This window comes from Streptococcus anginosus (assembly GCF_900636475.1).
In the GTDB taxonomy this organism is placed as follows: Bacteria; Bacillota; Bacilli; order Lactobacillales; family Streptococcaceae; genus Streptococcus; species Streptococcus anginosus.
Window position 1 is genome coordinate 766,431 of record NZ_LR134283.1, and the last position, 16,540, is coordinate 782,970.

15 protein-coding genes and 1 other annotated feature are annotated in these 16,540 nt (G+C 39.1%); of the genes, 2 read left to right on the forward strand and 13 right to left on the reverse strand.

Annotation, left to right across the window (positions count from 1 at the left end; genetic code table 11):
- Positions 1-2 precede the first annotated feature (2 nt).
- The 9 genes from EL079_RS03780 to EL079_RS03820 all read right to left on the reverse strand — a co-directional run bounded on the left by EL079_RS03780 (position 3) and on the right by EL079_RS03820 (position 9,072).
- Entirely contained in the window at positions 3-1,625 is a 1,623-nt protein-coding gene (locus tag EL079_RS03780) for a YSIRK-type signal peptide-containing protein (protein ID WP_003032584.1), read from the reverse strand.
- A gap of 323 nt (positions 1,626-1,948) precedes the next feature.
- Positions 1,949-2,242 carry a 50S ribosomal protein L27 gene (gene rpmA, locus EL079_RS03785; protein ID WP_003032879.1) on the reverse strand — a complete coding sequence of 98 codons (294 nt, stop codon included), beginning with the start codon at positions 2,240-2,242 and terminating at the stop codon, positions 1,949-1,951.
- Between the two features lie 17 nt (positions 2,243-2,259).
- Positions 2,260-2,604 (reverse strand): ribosomal-processing cysteine protease Prp, encoded by a 345-nt coding sequence (locus tag EL079_RS03790; RefSeq protein WP_003032850.1) that lies wholly within the window; start codon positions 2,602-2,604, stop codon positions 2,260-2,262.
- A 16-nt stretch (positions 2,605-2,620) separates the two neighbouring features.
- Positions 2,621-2,935, reverse strand: coding sequence for a 50S ribosomal protein L21 (gene rplU / locus EL079_RS03795; RefSeq protein ID WP_003024987.1), 315 nt, complete (start codon positions 2,933-2,935; stop codon positions 2,621-2,623).
- A 34-nt stretch (positions 2,936-2,969) separates the two neighbouring features.
- Positions 2,970-3,040: a sequence feature (ribosomal protein L21 leader region), on the reverse strand.
- Positions 3,041-3,175: 135 nt separating this feature from the next.
- Complete coding sequence (gene thiI, locus EL079_RS03800) at positions 3,176-4,390, reverse strand: tRNA uracil 4-sulfurtransferase ThiI (protein ID WP_003032857.1); 1,215 nt, start codon at positions 4,388-4,390, stop codon at positions 3,176-3,178.
- A gap of 3 nt (positions 4,391-4,393) precedes the next feature.
- Positions 4,394-5,536, reverse strand: coding sequence for a cysteine desulfurase family protein (locus EL079_RS03805; RefSeq protein ID WP_018543459.1), 1,143 nt, complete (start codon positions 5,534-5,536; stop codon positions 4,394-4,396).
- Between the two features lie 112 nt (positions 5,537-5,648).
- The gene (locus EL079_RS03810; protein ID WP_003032855.1) at positions 5,649-7,568 is read right to left on the reverse strand and encodes a fructose-bisphosphatase class III; all 1,920 of its coding nucleotides are present in this window, start codon (positions 7,566-7,568) and stop codon (positions 5,649-5,651) included.
- A 42-nt stretch (positions 7,569-7,610) separates the two neighbouring features.
- A complete protein-coding gene (locus EL079_RS03815; RefSeq protein ID WP_003032860.1) occupies positions 7,611-8,429 on the reverse strand; it encodes a pyruvate, water dikinase regulatory protein in 819 nt (272 codons plus the stop codon).
- A gap of 13 nt (positions 8,430-8,442) precedes the next feature.
- A complete protein-coding gene (locus tag EL079_RS03820) occupies positions 8,443-9,072 on the reverse strand; it encodes a CBS domain-containing protein (RefSeq protein WP_003024999.1) in 630 nt (209 codons plus the stop codon).
- Between the two features lie 176 nt (positions 9,073-9,248).
- On the opposite strand from EL079_RS03820, the gene ppdK reads away from it, so the two are divergent.
- Positions 9,249-11,858, forward strand: a complete 2,610-nt coding sequence (ppdK, locus tag EL079_RS03825) for a pyruvate, phosphate dikinase (protein ID WP_003032891.1) — start codon at positions 9,249-9,251, stop codon at positions 11,856-11,858.
- 197 nt (positions 11,859-12,055) lie between these two features.
- A complete protein-coding gene (locus EL079_RS03830; protein ID WP_003032874.1) occupies positions 12,056-12,484 on the forward strand; it encodes a DUF6556 family protein in 429 nt (142 codons plus the stop codon).
- A 243-nt stretch (positions 12,485-12,727) separates the two neighbouring features.
- Here EL079_RS03830 and EL079_RS03835 read toward each other — a convergent pair whose 3' ends face one another.
- Genes EL079_RS03835 through EL079_RS03850 form a run of 4 tightly spaced genes read right to left on the reverse strand, consistent with a single transcriptional unit; the run spans position 12,728 to position 16,509 of the window.
- Positions 12,728-13,798 (reverse strand): ABC transporter substrate-binding protein, encoded by a 1,071-nt coding sequence (locus EL079_RS03835; protein WP_003032877.1) that lies wholly within the window; start codon positions 13,796-13,798, stop codon positions 12,728-12,730.
- Positions 13,795-14,568 carry an ABC transporter permease gene (locus EL079_RS03840; RefSeq protein ID WP_003032848.1) on the reverse strand — a complete coding sequence of 258 codons (774 nt, stop codon included), beginning with the start codon at positions 14,566-14,568 and terminating at the stop codon, positions 13,795-13,797. The genes EL079_RS03835 and EL079_RS03840 overlap by 4 nt, the downstream gene beginning before the upstream one ends.
- A complete protein-coding gene (locus EL079_RS03845; RefSeq protein ID WP_003032881.1) occupies positions 14,565-15,371 on the reverse strand; it encodes an ABC transporter permease in 807 nt (268 codons plus the stop codon). Before EL079_RS03845 ends, EL079_RS03840 begins: the two co-directional genes overlap by 4 nt.
- Positions 15,352-16,509 carry an ABC transporter ATP-binding protein gene (locus EL079_RS03850; protein ID WP_003032878.1) on the reverse strand — a complete coding sequence of 386 codons (1,158 nt, stop codon included), beginning with the start codon at positions 16,507-16,509 and terminating at the stop codon, positions 15,352-15,354. Before EL079_RS03850 ends, EL079_RS03845 begins: the two co-directional genes overlap by 20 nt.
- Between the last annotated feature and the right edge of the window lie 31 nt (positions 16,510-16,540).

Below are 16,540 nucleotides of genomic sequence, written 5' to 3' on the forward strand. Positions count from 1 at the left end.
AGTCAAGTCGAATGCCCTGTACCCTGAATAGCAGATGTTTTAGCTAAAATAGAATTTACTTTAGCATTCACCACATCAGTCCTATCAACTTCCTGATATCGATCTCCAAACGTTCCATAATCATCTGCAGGATGAATATCATGATAAGTCGTCGCACCTTCACCAATCATTTTACCTAAGTTAGTGGCAATAGTGTAGGTACCATCACCATTATCAATGACAACTGAAGAATTTTTTCCTGCTTTCTTTAATGCCTTTAAAATATCTGCATCTGTTGATTTAGGTGGAAGAGTAATTAACTTATTTTCATTTTCGTTAGTAATTGCTATAGATGTAGATGTATCATTCTTAACAAGGTATTTACCATCTTCACTAATGGCTAAAGTACTAGTGATGCGATGAGGCTCTGGCTTTATTTTAATAATCTTTGAACCATTTTCTAGTTTTATGCGATGAATAGTGATGATATCTCCCTTGGGAATATTTGTATTTCCTGGTGTTTGACCATCACTAGATAGCATGTTGTTATAATAGTTTGCATCACCAGTTGAAGTACCTATTTTGATTGAATTTGCCGCATCACTACTAGCACCGTTGTACACAGCAAAATTTCCCTCAGATTTAGGAAATGTTCTCTGTACAGGTTTAAAAGTAAAAGTTGATCCGTTAATGTTCAATACAATATTATTTTTACTTTTTTGAGCTGTAAATTTGGCACCATTTGCAGCACTAAAATTAACATTAACCGTTTTTTCTTGCCCATTTGAAAGTGATGCAAATTCACTATTCAATGTAATCTCATACGCAAGATTGTCCTTTTTAGAAAAATCAAATTTGATAGTTCCAACACCAGGAATCGTTTCTGCTGTCCCAGAGCCAAGATTTGCATAATAAGCAGCATAAGCGTTATTTTCCAATTTGACTGGAATCCGAATCTTATCTCCAGCTTTCAGCGTTCCATCCTGCTTAATTTTAAAAGTCATTTGAACCTTTTCGAAAGAAACTTCTTGAGCAGGTAGGGTTTTCGTATCTCCCGCATTCATAACTGTTCCGTCTTTCGTCGTAACCGTTACTGAAAAGTTTGAAATATGAGAAGAAGATTCTGCGACACTTCTACGGGTACGTGCTGCTCGTGTTTTAGGTATTGTGCTTTCAACAATTGTTTCGTCAGACTTTGGCGCTGTGTTTTCAGGAGTTGTTCCCTCAATATTTGGAGTTTTAGCTGATTTTGAAGATTCTCCATTTGTTAACAAACCACCATCGCTTGACATTGATGAATTCTCTGACGGTGCACTTTCTGCACTAGAATTTTGAAATTCTGAGGCAGTCTGAGTACTACCCACACTTGTATTTTCTACTCTTGGAAAACTACTAGCTGAAGAAGCTTCTGCTACCGTTGATGATGTAGTAGTAGATACTTTTTCTGTCTTTGCATCCTCTGTGGGAGCAGAGACATTTGTAACTTGACCGCTAGTACTGTTTTGCTCTTCAGCATAAGTCGTTTGACTTCCTCCTACAATTCCATAAAGAGCTAGAGTAGCAATAGCAATGGAAACCAGACCGACATTCTTCTTCCGCAAAGAGAATTTATCTCGTTTCCCATTATAAAGTTTAAAACTTTTCACCTTGTGCATTCCTTTCGTTGTGAAATATTCATACAATTTTTTATTATGGATTGGTAACAGACTATATAAAACTGTTATCAATCCTTAAAAAATTGAATAAACCTACATATTATATTATACTTTGCTGTTCCGAATAATTCAACTAATATTATTATAAAATACATATAAAAAATGTAGTCAAAACAAAGATAGCCGCAAAAAAATTACAGCTATCTTAGAATATAGATAATTTATAATTATTTTATGTATACTTTCTCTTCTTTTCAGATTACCAGCTTCAAAAGAAAGGCCCACACCATTTAGAGGCACGGGTCTTTAAATTCTTATTTCGCAATTGGGTAAACAGAAACTTGTTTTTTATCGCGACCTTTGCGTTCAAAGCGTACAACGCCTTCAACTTTTGCAAACAAAGTGTCATCTCCACCGCGTCCAACGTTGACACCTGGATAGATGTGAGTACCGCGTTGACGGTAAAGAATAGATCCACCAGTTACAGTTTGTCCGTCAGCTGCTTTAGCTCCAAGACGTTTTGCTTGTGAATCACGTCCGTTAGATGTAGAACCTCCACCTTTTTTATGAGCGAAAAGTTGCAGGTTCGCAAGATTCATTTTCAACATAATGTTTTTCCTCCGTGTTAGTTTTCTGTGATAACTCTTGTCTGGACGAACTCAGCTGAGTCCTCCGATAAGTTTGCCATACCCAAGAAGAATGATTCAAAGAAAAGCTGAGTCATTTCTCTTTGGTGAGATGGAATATCTGTAGGAATCTCTACCCGTAAGAATCCACCTTCTTCTTCGTTTAATTCTAAGATTGGTTCATAGCCTGCGAATTTTTCAATCGAATTGATGAAATTTATGGCAAGCGTAGAAACCGACGCACACACGACATCAAAGCCGTATTCGCCACTTTCGGCGTGTCCAGTAATTTCTGCACTCCTCAGCTCACCATCCTCGGCTCGTTCAAAGACTGCTTGTATCATGTGCTCTCCTTAAAAATTAAGCGTTGATTGCATTGATGACAACCTTAGTATATGGTTGTCGGTGACCTTGTTTACGATGGCTACCTTTTTTAGGTTTGTACTTGTAAGTAACAACTTTCTTTTGTTTTCCTTGCTTTTCAACAGTTCCAACAACAGTAGCTCCAGAAACAAGCGGAGTTCCGACAACAGTGTTTTCACCACCAACAAGAACAACTTCGTCAAATGTTACATCTTGACCAGCTTCAACGTCCAATTTTTCAACGTAAACTGCTTGACCAACTTCAACTTTAACTTGTTTGCCGCCAGTTTTAATGATTGCGTATGTGCTCATTATGCACCTCCTATGAATTTTACGGGTTTCCCCTAATTTTGTGAAGACTCGCCTAGCATCGTGGGACGAACCACTTAGACGATGTTCGAGCGGTTGCACAGGCTGTGCATAGTCAACTCTCTAAGTATAGCATTTCTGATAGCCTTTGGCAAGTATTTTTTATCAAAAGACTAACTCAGTAGCTTTTAGTAATTTTTAATAATTTCCCAGAATAACTTCCAATCTCAAAATCCGTTCTTATTACAACAAGCCCTCAATCATCTCATCCACTTCGTCTGTTTCTGCTTCTGGTGTGATTTCAGTAATGATGATACCAGCAACAGCACGTTCCACTAATTTTTCCACATTCATACGTGCTTCGTATTGCTCTGCATTTTTTATCTTTGGATTGGTTTTCGGACGATCTGGGGCAAAAATGGTACAGCAATCTTCAAAGGGCTGAATTGAGATATTAAAGGTATCAATCTTTTCAGCAATGTCAATGATTTCCAGCTTATCCATGGTCACAACTGGGCGAATAATGGGAGTGTTAGTGACAGCATTAATCGCTTGCATGCTTTCTAGCGTTTGGCTGGCAACTTGACCAAGGCTTTCTCCGTTGATGATAACGAGCCCACCGCGTTCTTCACGAATGCGATCCGTGATCCGCATCATAAAACGACGAGTTAAGGTCATCAGATAAGCTTCTGGTGCTTTCGCTTTGATTTCTTCTTGAATTTCCGTAAATGGCACTTCAATAAATTGAATATTGCCACCAAATTTGGTTAATTTGCGCGTCAAATCTTGCGCCTTTTTGAGAGCACCGGGACTTGTATAAGGGGGGCTAGCAAAATGCACCGCTTCAATATCCACCCCGCGTTTTAGAGCTAGATAGCCTGCAACGGGTGAATCAATCCCACCTGACAACATCAGCACGCCTTTTCCAGATGTTCCGACAGGAAGACCACCTGCTCCACGAATCGTTTCATAGGACAGATAGGCTGCTTCTTCGCGGATTTCTACTTGCAGTGTAATATCTGGCGCTTTCATCTTGACTTGAACATGTGGAATCGCATCAAAGACTGCATTTCCCAAGGTCTGGTTCAATTCACGACTATCCAATTCAAAATTGTGGTCACTGCGTTTGCTGGCAATCTTGAAAGTCATCCCCTCTTTATAAATTTCTTTCATAATTGTCTGCACCGCTTCAACCAAAGCAGGAACTGATTTTTCAATCTTATAAGACGGAGAGAAATTTTGAATCCCAAAAATTTGTTTAAGCGATTCTGCAACAGGTTGATAGTCCGTTCCGTGAAGATAGACATGTGCACGATCTCGGTCTGCTTTCACATGCACATCTGGGTGAACAGAGAGGACTGCTTGCATATTGCGTTTCAATTTGTTAATAAAACGCATGCGATTTTTTCCTTTGGTTGAAAGCTCGCCGTAACGAACCATAATTTCTGAATATTGCATTGTTTACCTTACTTTTCTAGTTTTTTCATAAATGAGTTTAAACGTTGTCAGGAATTGCTCAATCTGACTCATATCATTATCGACATCCAGACTAATTCGCACAGCCGTTTGAGCCAGGGATTTTTCAACACCCATGGCTATCAAAGTTCCAGCTGGTTTGCCAGCTTTAGAGGAACAAGCACTCGTAGTAGATATATAAATGTCATACTCTTCAAAAGCATGAACCACTACTTCACCTCGTACGCCTTTAATCCCAAAAGTCAGGATATGGGGCGCAAACTCTTCTATTCCTGAAAAAATCGTCACATCAGGATACTTAGCTAGCTCTTCTAAGATAACCTCTTTCATCTTGGTCGTTCGTGTGATGAAGACTTCCAAATTTTCCATAGACATGCGCAAGGCTTTTGCAGTTGCTGCAATACCCGCCAAATTTTCAGTCGTAGAACGCTTGTCTGATTCTTGACCACCACCATTCAACAGCGGACTGATTTTCTTACCAGACTTGATATAGACAAAACCAACACCCCGTAAGCCATGAAATTTATGACTGGAAAATGTTGCAAAGTCTACGCGATCAGTTAAATAATTTTCCGTTGGAATCTTGGCCATGGCTTGAACCGCATCCACATGAAAAGAAATAGTTGGCTTGTCCGCTAAAAGTTCTGAAATAGCTGCAATTGGTTGAACAGAGCCGATTTCATTGTTGACCGCCATAACTGAAATTAAAGTCGTATCCGATCGGATAAGGGTAGCTAATTTTTCAACATCTACAAAACCTTTTTTATCAACAGACGCAAAATCCACTTCAAAACCTTGCTGCGTCAGCCAGAGAGCGGATTCTTTCACTGCTGGATGCTCAATAGCAGACACAATGATATGCTTGCCATAACGCGCTTTTTCAAAAGCCACACCCTTGATAACCCAATTATCGCCTTCCGTCCCTCCAGACGTAAAGAAAATCTCTTGAGAGGATTTACCGAGAAGCTCCGCAATTTGCCTGCGAGATGCATCTAACAAGCGGGTCGCCTGATTGCCCAAACTGTGGAGACTAGAAGGATTTCCCCAAATTTTAGAAGCAACTTCTGTATAGGTAGCCAAAGCCTCTGGGTAAGGCTTGGTTGTTGCTGAATTGTCTAAATAAATCATCTTAAACCTCTCCATTTCAATACTCCTATTGTAACACGAAAAAGAAATGGGGACAACAGCAAAACTTGAAATGAAAAGGCCCTCCAAGTTTTGGCTTGGAGAGCCGTAAAGGTTAATCATAAAATTCATGCAAGAGAGCAGATAGTTCCTGTTGTTGTTCGATGAGACTTTGTCCGATTGTCGTTGATTTTATCAAAGTTCGCTCACGGACATGTTCAATCACTCTCTTCAATGATGAGAGATCTACAGCCTTCTCAATCATTTTTTGCACATTTTGAAAAGGTTGGTGTGTGACAATTTGAAAACCATATGAATTATTGAGCAAGGAATAACCAGCAATTCCCGTTTTCTTTTGGTAGGCTTCACACAACCCACCGTCAATGACAAATAGCATGCCTTCTCCTCGGATTGGAGATTCGCCTTTCAATGTTTTTACAGGTGTATGCCCATTTACAATCCTAGAATCTTCAGAAAAGAGCCCGAATTCTTCCAAAATCAACTTGCAAATCTTAGCAGAATTCCGATAGGAGAAATAGGGATTTTCCTTTTCAACGTGCGTTTCCTTATCCTCAATAAAATAACGCTCTAAGGTGGTCATCTTGTCCTTGCCAAACAAGGGAGATAGTTTTCCATTCCAACAGTACCAGATAAGATCCGTTGAGAAATCGTCTTGAATCTCTGGATTTTTAGAACTTTCTCGAATGTGATATTCAAAAAAGTCGAGCAATTCTTTGCCAGTATAGCGAATTTCATTGATTTGCAAAGGTTGAAAATCGCCAGATTCTTCCAAAGGAATGCAACCATGAAAAAGGAGATGGTTGTTATAAATCTTATACATGGAACCCTTGTTCATCAAAAAAGAAATGTGGTTCTTGAGCTGAATAGAATGCTGGAATGAATCCAGCAAAGTAACAACCACTTCTTCTTCCTCGGCTGTTAGCTGATCTGGCTGTTGAGGATTGATTGTTTGAAAGCAAGTATTAGCTAAAAAATGCTTCTTTTCTTCAACTAGAATACTCTCTTCCCAGTAATCAATCTTATCAAGAGTAAGATGTTGAGCCATATCAAACTCCGGTCGCCTTTTAATCAGTTGATTTTCCAATTTAAACTGAATGATTGCTAGTGCTTGGTGAACCTTTTCCAGCTGGAGGATTTCTTTAGGAGAATAGCTATCGCTTCTTTTTCCTAATTTTGGTTTGAACTTTGCATTTTCAGAATAAGTCTTTTCGGCAAAAAGAACGAGCGGTCTTAGATTGAGACCATAAGCTCTCTCAATATCGTAAAGATAGCCATATCTAGCAGCTATTCGCAAGAGAATAAGCAAGCATTCTTTTGATCCGAAGAAAGCCCCCATCCAGATAATATCGTGATTGCCCCACTGAATATCAACAGAATGATAAGCCATGATTTCATTCATTACTTTATCTGCGGCTGCCCCTCGGTCAAAAATATCGCCGACTATATGAAGATGATCAATGATTAACTGCCGAATTACTTTTGCTAATGCCGAAATAAACTGACTTGCCTCGCCTAGATCAATCAAATAGTTCTGAATCGTTTCAAAATAAATATTACTATCCGGCAGATTGCGATCTGTATAGAGCAATTCTTCAATCACATAAGCATATTGTGGCGGCAAGGCTTTCCTTACTTTAGAGCGTGTGTATTTGGCTGCTACAAAAGCTAGCAAAGTCAACAAGTTTTGAATAATTTCTCCATACCATCTTTTATCTTTCAAAGGATAAAGAAAATCATCGCTCAAAACTTCCTGAGGGTAAGCAATCATCAAGGTCAGCTTGTCTTTTTCCGCTTTTGATAAATCCTCTCCAAAGCAGTCATTGATTTTTTCATTCAGATTCCCCGCACAGGTTCTTAAGATGTAGTCAAAAGCCTCAAACTCACCGTGAATATCGCTAAGATACAATTCTGTCCCTTTTGGCAAATTTAAAATAGCTTCCAGATTGATTAACTCTGTAATGACCTTTTGCTTGGAATCAAACTCTTTTAATAAAATTCGTTTGTATTGCTCCATTCGTTCACCTCGTTTAAATACAGCACCTTAGGGCTTTAATTCTTATTTTGAAGCTAGAGATTTTAAATGTTCTTCAATGATGCAAGCCGTTTCTTCAATAGATTTATCTGTCATATTGATAACATGTGCTTGATATTTTTGAAATACTTTTTTAGAATAATCCAATTCTTCATAAATTTTTTCTACATCTGTATAGCTTGTAGCTTGTGTCAAACCGAGCGCATCCAAACGGTTACTTCTTACTTTGACCAATTTATCCGGTTCACAAACCAGCCCAATCATTCTTCTTCTATCTACTTTATCCAAGATTTGCGGTAGCGGAACCTCTGGAATCAAGGGAAGATTGGACACTTTGTAACCTTTATTAGCTAAATAGATACTGAGCGGAGTCTTGGAAGTCCTAGAAACTCCTAGAATCACAAGGTCTGACTCCAAAAATCCTTGCGGATTCTTGCCGTCGTCATATTTAACAGCAAATTCAATAGCAGAGATTTTATTGAAATATTCCGTGTCCAAACGGTGCAGGACTCCCGGAACTTCAATCGGTTGAGTACCTGTTTTTTCCTTGATAATCTCAAAAAACGGATTCATCAAATCCAAATAAGATAAATGATTGACCCTGCTAAATTCTCTAGCTGTTGCAGCTAAATGGCTATCTACCAACGTGCTGATAACAACTGCGTCATCTTTGATAGCATCCTGCAAAATATCCAACAATTCAGATTCTTTATTGATAAAAGGAAACCGATAGCTATTATTAAAAATCAAATCTGGGTATTGAGCCATAACGGCTGACAGTAATTTTTGGGATGTTCCTCCCAAAGAATCAGAAATGGCGTAAATGGTAATCTCTTGTTTCATGAAAACTCCTTTTTTATCTATTCACTTCTGCATTTCTAGCTTCTTGGATAATAAAGTCCAACAAGGCTGATTTAGTAATTGTTCCGATAATATGACCTTCATTTTGCTCCTCCACAACAGGCAAGGAATCAATGGCAAAATCCTGCAAAAGTGCCGCAGCTTCAAGGATATTCAAATCTTTATGGCAGGTTTTTATATGCGGCATTCTGGTCATGCAAACAGCTACCGGTGTCACATCAATATTGGCATTGAGCGCCGCTCTTAACAAATCCTTTCGCGACAAAATGCCCAGCAATTGCTTTTTTTCATCTATCACATAGAGAACATCTGAATCATACATAAATAAAGTAATAATGGCATCTTGAATAAACGAATCGTGCGTCACCAATACTGGTGAGGTCATGACATCTTCAACTTTCTTCTGAAAAGTATCAAAGAAAAAGAGCGTTTCCAAATCCGAACCAGCATAAGTGTAGCCAACTTTCGGACTTGCTTTTAAAATCCCCACTAAGGTTAGAAAGGATAAATCTGAGCGCAAAGTTGCCCTAGACACATCTAGCAGTTCTGAGATTTTTTCACCGCTAACCGGTTGATCTTTCTTTACAATTTCAACGATCTCTTTTTGTCGTTTTGTTAATTTCAACTTTTACTCCTTTTCCAATATCAATTTCAAATCATTATTATGTGTCATATTATAACAAATAAAACTCGTTTGTCAACGATTTATGATTGGTTTTTTCAGTTGACAAACATATATGACGTATATTACAATGTATTTGTCTTTTATTATGACACACATTTAATAAATTGGAGGCAAAAATGGATAAATGGATTTATTCTTTTGAAGAAGGACGCGCTGAAGACAAGGCGCTACTAGGTGGTAAGGGTGCCAATTTGGCAGAAATGACCCATTTGGGACTACCTGTACCTGAGGGATTTACGATTACAACTCAAAGTTGTCTGCGTTATTTAGAAACTCCTTCCTTTTTTGAATCTATTTTAAAAGAGGAAATTTTGAAAGCGATTACTAAACTAGAAACCAAAACGAATAAATTTTTCATGGGGAACGAACCCTCACTACTACTGGTTTCTGTCCGTAGCGGAGCTAAAATTTCCATGCCTGGTATGATGGACACGATTCTCAATCTTGGGCTAAATGACTTGCGTGTTCAGACTTTAGCAGATGCGACAAATGCCAATTTCGCTTACAATTGTTATCGGCGTTTATTGCAGATGTTTGCTGATGTCGTTTACGGCATTCCCAAAGAAGAATTTGACCAATGTTTAGAAAAAACCGAAAAACAATTGAATAAGAAGGTCAATGACTTTTCAAAAGAAGAACACCAATCACTTATTCAACAATATAAAGAAGTCTATCAGGAACACTATCAAAATTTCCCACAAAGCCCTAAAGAGCAACTTTACGCTGCTATCAAAGCGGTATTCAAATCATGGAACAACCCACGCGCTAAAGTTTACCGTGAACTAAACCACATTCCACATGATTTAGGTACGGCCGTCAATGTTCAGAGTATGGTGTTTGGCAATAGCGACCAAAAAAGTGGCACGGGCGTTGTTTTCACCAGAAATCCTGCTACTGGTGAACCTCATCTGTTTGGGGAATTTCTCCTCAATGCCCAAGGAGAAGATGTCGTAGCTGGTATTCGGACTCCAGAGCCCATTGACGCTCTTAAACGAATCTTACCGCAAGCCTATGAGGATTTCTGCAACTACGCCAAGATTCTTGAAAAGCACTACAAAGATATGCAGGATATTGAATTTACCATTGAAAAAGAGAAACTTTATATTCTGCAAACGCGAAATGGGAAGCGGACGGCTAAAGCAAGTTTAAAAATCGCTTTGGATTTAGTAGATGAAAAAATGATTTCAAAGCAAAAAGCTCTCTTGCGAGTCAGTCCTTCTACCATTGACCAACTGATTCACCCTGTTTTTGAAGAAAAAGCTTTAACATCAGCTCATCACTTAACTCAGGGACTTCCTGCTAGTCCAGGTGCCGCAACAGGAGAAATTGTCTTTACCGCCGAGCGCGCCAAAGAATTTCATGCACTTGGAAAGAAAGTAATTTTGGTTCGCCAAGAAACTTCTCCCGAGGATATTGAAGGAATGGTGGTCAGTCAAGCAATCGTGACCAGTCACGGTGGTATGACTTCTCATGCAGCTGTTGTAGCTCGTGGCATGGGCACTTGTTGTGTCGCAGGATGCGGAGAATTATCTATCAACGAAGACGGAAAAACACTTGTATGCGGTAAGGTAACCTTAAAAGAGGGAGACATCCTTTCTGTAGATGGCACTTCCGGCAAACTCTACATTGGAAGCATTCCAACCACTATGATTGATAATAATGACGAATTACAGATGTTCCTTTCTTGGGCAGATGAAATTGCACAGCTAACCGTTCGAGCGAATGCTGAAACCATTCAAGATTTGAAAACAGCTGTTCAATTTGGTGCCAAGGGAATTGGTCTGGCTCGTACAGAGCACATGTTCTTTGGTGAGGAACGGATTTTAGAAATGCGCAGATTGATTTTATCAACGAATGAAATCGAAACTAAGTCTGCTTTAATGACACTTTTAGCTTTCCAAGAAGAAGATTTCTATCAGATGTATCAAACCATTCAAGATAAACCGATGATTGTCCGTTTACTAGATCCGCCTATGCACGAATTTTTGCCAAAAACACAACAGGAAATTGAGCAATTATCCGGGAAATTGCAAGTACCTCTTGATACACTAACGCGGAAAATCACTTCTCTACAAGAAACGAACCCAATGCTAGGACATCGTGGTTGCCGCTTGGGAATTACACAGCCTGAAATTTATAAAATGCAGGTAGAAGCCATTTTTAATAGCGCTATAAGACTAGCAAAAGAAGGTATGGTCATTAAACCAGAAATCATGATTCCTTTAATCGCAGAAAAGGCGGAGTTGGTTTCAATCAAAACATCTCTTTGTCAGCATATTGATAAGATTTTCAAGGAACATCACATGCAGCCATTCCCTTATGAAATCGGTACAATGATTGAACTGCCACGCGCTTGTTTCATCGCTGACCAACTAGCCGAGGAAGCAGACTTCTTTAGTTTTGGTACCAATGACTTGACACAAATGACCTATGGTTTTTCTCGTGATGATATTGGAAAATTTATCCAGCATTACAAAGAGGGAGAAATCATGTCATTTGATCCATTCCAAACCATTGACCGAGCTGGAGTGGGCGAGCTCATGAAAATAGCTATTTCTAAAGCTCGTCAAGTGAAGCCAGAACTTCCAATTGGCATTTGCGGTGAAGTCGGAGGAGATCCAGCTTCTATTCCTTTCTTCCAAGAGATTGGCATTACTTATGTTTCTTGCTCACCTTATCGCGTTCCTGCTGCACGATTAGCTGTTGCGCAAGCACATCTTTCCTAGTTCCTTCCTTATAAGTGAATCAGCTCTTTCTATCTGCTAACAGGACAGACAAGGATGGAGCTGATTTTTTGTAAAAGGTAATTTTTCAATCAATTTTCAATCGCTTTATATGAAATTTTCAACATTTTGAATTTTTTTAAGACAATTTTAAATAAAGAGGGTATAATGAAGATGAGAAAGGAGATTATCAACTCACAATGGAAAATTATTCTCGGAAAAACAAAACGGCAAATGCAAAAGAAGAAAAAACGCCTACTCGTCATCATATCAAAAAAGGACTTTCTGCTTTTCAGAAGACCCTTGCTACGATTGGGAGTATTCTTGGGATTATCACTGCAACAATTACAATCTTGACTTTCATGAACAATAATAAATCTGATACCAAGACAAAAAGTAGCCAGACGACACAAACAACTATTATCAAAGAAATTCAGAAAGAAACAACAACAGACGGGGCTAAGTCTAGCGACACAACAGCTGCAAGTCAAGGCGAGACAGAAACGAGTAGCGCTAGTTCTGACACCACGCAGTCTAGTAATACATCAAGCGATACTAGCTCTAGTCAGACAAGCAGCACAACGACTGACAACGACACAAATACAACTACTTCAAGCTCTAGCAATTAAAAAAGCGGAAGCGAGACAACCAATCAGACCAAGGTCTAGGAGTTGCTCAACTTCCGTTATTTTTTATATTTAATTTTATACTCTCAATGAAAATCAAAAAGTCTGAATAAGATTCACTGCGTGAATCCTGTCCTACAACTCCAACTGGCTTCCAGAAGGTTTTTGATGGAAACCTCAGTTTCTTTATCCGCAGACTTTAACAGTCCGGTGGCTAACAAGGCTCGAAACAATTTTCACGGAGCATTATTTCCGATACATTTTCACTTGAAGATACAAGTCATTATAAATTCCCAACCACTTAGCGCCGAGTTGTTGATAGACCTCTAAGTGCTTCATTGTTTCTTCATCTGGGTAAAAGGCTTTGTCCTCTTGAATTTCTTTTGGCAACATCGCCTTAGCAGGCATGTTAGGTGTTGAGTAGCCAACATACAAAGCATTTTTATAGGCATTTTCAGGTCTTAACATAAAGTTAATAAATTGATAAGCAGCTTTTTTATTTTTGACCGTTTTAGGAATGACAATATTATCAAACCAAAGATTGCTGGCTTCTGTTGGGACAACATAGCGAAGCTTGTCATTCTTTTCCAACATTTGCCGTGCTTCACCTGAAAAACTAACGCCAATCGCCGCATTGTTTTGAATCATATAGCCTTTCATTTCGTCTGCTACAATTGCTTTGATATTCGGTGTCAACGTATAAAGCTTATCAACTGCTTCTTGTAATTGCTTAGTATTTTTAGAATTGAGACTATAACCTAAAGCATTTAACCCAACACCCATTACCTCGCGCGCTCCATCAATCATCATGATAGAGTTTTTATATTCAGGTCGCCACAAATCACTCCAATGCTTAGGAGCTGTTTTGACTAATTCTGTGTTGTAGACAATCCCAAGCGTTCCCCAAAAGTAAGGAATAGAGTATTGATTTTTAGGATCAAATGATTGATTTAAAAACCGTTTTCCGATATTTTCCAACCCTTTAATTTTTGAATGGTCCAATTTTTCAAGCAAGCGTTCCGACATCATTTTAGAAATCATGTATTCACTAGGAATAGCAATATCGTAAGTTGTCCCGCCTTGCTTAATCTTGGTGTACATGGATTCGTTAGAATCAAAGGTTTCATATTGGACTTGGATACCGGTTTCTTTGGTGAACTTCGTCAGTAACTCTGGATCAATATAGTCTCCCCAATTGTAGATAACCAGTTTGTCACCAGAGCCGCTTTTTGTCCGACTTTCAATGTGATAACTCATTCCCCAGAGGATAAGGATAATGGCAACAATGCCCATTAAAAATGAATAAAGCTTTTTCATGCCGCATCCCCCTTCTCACGAGAAATAAAGTAATAGCCAATTACCAAAAGAATACTAAACAGAAATACCAAAGCAGAAAGAGCATTGATTTCTAGCGAAATTCCTTGCCGAGCCCGCGAGTAAATCTCAACCGACAAGGTTGAAAAACCATTTCCTGTCACAAAGAACGTCACAGCAAAGTCATCTAGAGAGTAGGTGAAAGCCATAAAGTAACCGGCAATGATAGCTGGCGTCAGATAAGGCAGCATGATTTCCTTGAGCATCTGAACTTGGCTTGCTCCTAAATCATAGGCCGCCTTAATCATGTCGTCATTCATCTCTTTTAGCCGTGGCAATATCATCAAAACTACAATAGGAATTGAAAAGGCAATATGACTCGCCAGAACAGATAGAAAACCTAATTGAAATTTGATAGTTGTAAAAAGAATTAAGAAACTTGCCCCAATCATGACATCTGGCGCTACCATGAGGATATTATTAACCGATAAAAAGGCGTCTTGGTATTTCTTTTTGGCTTGATAAATATAAATGGCACCAAACGTTCCGATTGCTGTTGCAATCAAAGAAGATAGAAAGGCTAAGAAAAAGGTCTGCGCTAAAATGAGCATTAAGCGAGTATCACTGAACATATTTTGAAAATGCGTCAGACTAAAGCCTGTAAACTTGTTCATATCATCGCCAGCATTGAACGCATAGCCAATCAAATAAAAAATCGGCAAATAAAGAATTAAGAAGACGACTGTTAAATAAATACTAGCAGTTTTTTTCATCGCTCTCCCCTTTCTTTCGTTGCCCACATGATAACGAGCATGGCTACAATCAAGACAACACCAATGGTTGAGCCCATGCCCCAATTTTGTGTAGTCAGAAAATGCTGCTCAATGGCTGTACCTAGCGTAATAACGCGATTGCCACCAATCAAACGCGTCAGCATAAAAAGACTGAGACTGGGAATAAAGACTGACTGCACACCACTTCTCACGCCATTCATAGATAAAGGAAAAACGACACGACAAAAGGTTTCCCAACGATTGGCACCAAGGTCATAGCTGGCATTGATCAGATTTTGGTCCATGTCTTCTAAAACATTAAAAATCGGCAATATCATAAAGGGCAGTTCAATATAACTGGCTACAAAAATAAAAGAGAAATCTGTAAACAGGATTTGCTGAGAGCCAATCCCAATAAAACTTAAAAATTGATTGACAGAGCCATTTTGCCCGAAAATCCCAATAAAAGCATAAGCTTTGAGAAGGAGATTGACCCAGGTCGGCAAGATAATGAGCATCAACCAAAGCTGTCTGTGCTTTAGTTGTGTCAATAAAAATGCCGTTGGGTAACTGATTACTAAAGTGACAACTGTGATAATCCCCGCATATAAAACAGAATTCAAACTCATTTTGAGATAAGTCAGATTTTGCGAAGTGAAGTAGATCTTATAATTTTCAAGAGTAAAGTGACCTTCAATATTGAAAAACGACTGCCAAACAATCATGGCAACAGGCGCTAATACAAACAATAGAATCCAAAGAATATAAGGAGCAACAAAAAGATTAGAGGTTGTTTTCTTCATCGCGCTCCTCCTCAATAGCATTGATTAAGCCTGCTTCTTGCTCTTCCATTTCGACATATTCTTCAATCCGAGCGTCAAATTCTTCCTCTGTTTCATTGAGACGCATGATATGAATATCTTCTGGTTCAAAGTCCAGCCCAATCTCTTCTCCGACAATGGCTTTGCGAGTCGAATGAATCATCCACTCATTACCCAAGCCATCATAAGCGATGATTTCATAATGCACTCCGCGGAAGAGCTGGGTGTCAACCTTAACTTGAAGTTTTCCTTCTTCCGGAAGTGTAATCCGCAAATCTTCTGGACGAATGACGACTTCCACCTGCTCATTAGGACGCATTCCTCCGTCAACAGCTTCAAATCGTTTGCCATTAAATTCGACCAAATAGTCTTCAATCATCTTGCCAGGAAGAATATTGGATTCCCCGATAAACGTCGCTACAAAGTGATTGATAGGTTCATCATATATATCAACAGGTGTCCCTGACTGCACAATCTCCCCGTCATTCATCACAAAAATCCAGTCGCTCATAGCCAGCGCTTCTTCTTGGTCATGGGTGACAAAGACAAAGGTAATCCCCAGACGCTGTTGCAATTCCCGCAATTCATACTGCATGTCTGTCCGCAACTTCAAATCTAGTGCAGACAAAGGCTCATCTAGCAAAACCACACGCGGTTCATTGACAATAGCACGCGCAATAGCAACCCGCTGACGCTGACCACCAGAAAGTTTGCGAATAGAGCGTTTCTCAAAACCGTCCAAACGCACCATTTTCAGGACTTCCGCAACCCGACGTTCTACTTCTTGTTTTTCAACTTTACGCAAACGCAACGGAAATGCCACATTTTCAAAAACGGTCATGTGCGGAAAAAGAGCATAGGACTGAAACACCGTGTGCACATCGCGTTTATTAGTCGGAATATCGTTGATTCGGACGCCATCAAGAAAAACATCACCGCTTGAAGCATCTAACAAGCCAGCGATGATATTTAGAATGGTTGATTTTCCTGATCCAGAAGCACCTAAAAGAGTGTAAAACTTCCCTTCTTCTAACTCAAAATTGATGTCCTTTAAAACGACTGTATTGTTATCTTCAAAAACTTTTGATACGTTTCTAAATTCAATAATTGGTTTGTTCAATTGCCATAAATTCCTTCTTTTTCATAGATTG

Bases quoted from the DNA above. Each gene is read 5' to 3' on its own strand.
- EL079_RS03810 (WP_003032855.1), bottom strand. From the start codon at position 7,568: ATGGAGCAATACAAACGAATTTTATTAAAAGAGTTTGATTCCAAGCAA.
- ppdK (WP_003032891.1), top strand. From the start codon at position 9,249: ATGGATAAATGGATTTATTCTTTTGAAGAAGGACGCGCTGAAGACAAG.
- rpmA (WP_003032879.1), bottom strand. From the start codon at position 2,242: ATGTTGAAAATGAATCTTGCGAACCTGCAACTTTTCGCTCATAAAAAA.
- EL079_RS03840 (WP_003032848.1), bottom strand. From the start codon at position 14,568: ATGAAAAAAACTGCTAGTATTTATTTAACAGTCGTCTTCTTAATTCTT.
- EL079_RS03830 (WP_003032874.1), top strand. From the start codon at position 12,056: ATGGAAAATTATTCTCGGAAAAACAAAACGGCAAATGCAAAAGAAGAA.
- EL079_RS03845 (WP_003032881.1), bottom strand. From the start codon at position 15,371: ATGAAGAAAACAACCTCTAATCTTTTTGTTGCTCCTTATATTCTTTGG.
- EL079_RS03790 (WP_003032850.1), bottom strand. From the start codon at position 2,604: ATGATACAAGCAGTCTTTGAACGAGCCGAGGATGGTGAGCTGAGGAGT.
- thiI (WP_003032857.1), bottom strand. From the start codon at position 4,390: ATGCAATATTCAGAAATTATGGTTCGTTACGGCGAGCTTTCAACCAAA.
- EL079_RS03835 (WP_003032877.1), bottom strand. From the start codon at position 13,798: ATGAAAAAGCTTTATTCATTTTTAATGGGCATTGTTGCCATTATCCTT.
- rplU (WP_003024987.1), bottom strand. From the start codon at position 2,935: ATGAGCACATACGCAATCATTAAAACTGGCGGCAAACAAGTTAAAGTT.
- EL079_RS03815 (WP_003032860.1), bottom strand. From the start codon at position 8,429: ATGAAACAAGAGATTACCATTTACGCCATTTCTGATTCTTTGGGAGGA.
- EL079_RS03805 (WP_018543459.1), bottom strand. From the start codon at position 5,536: ATGATTTATTTAGACAATTCAGCAACAACCAAGCCTTACCCAGAGGCT.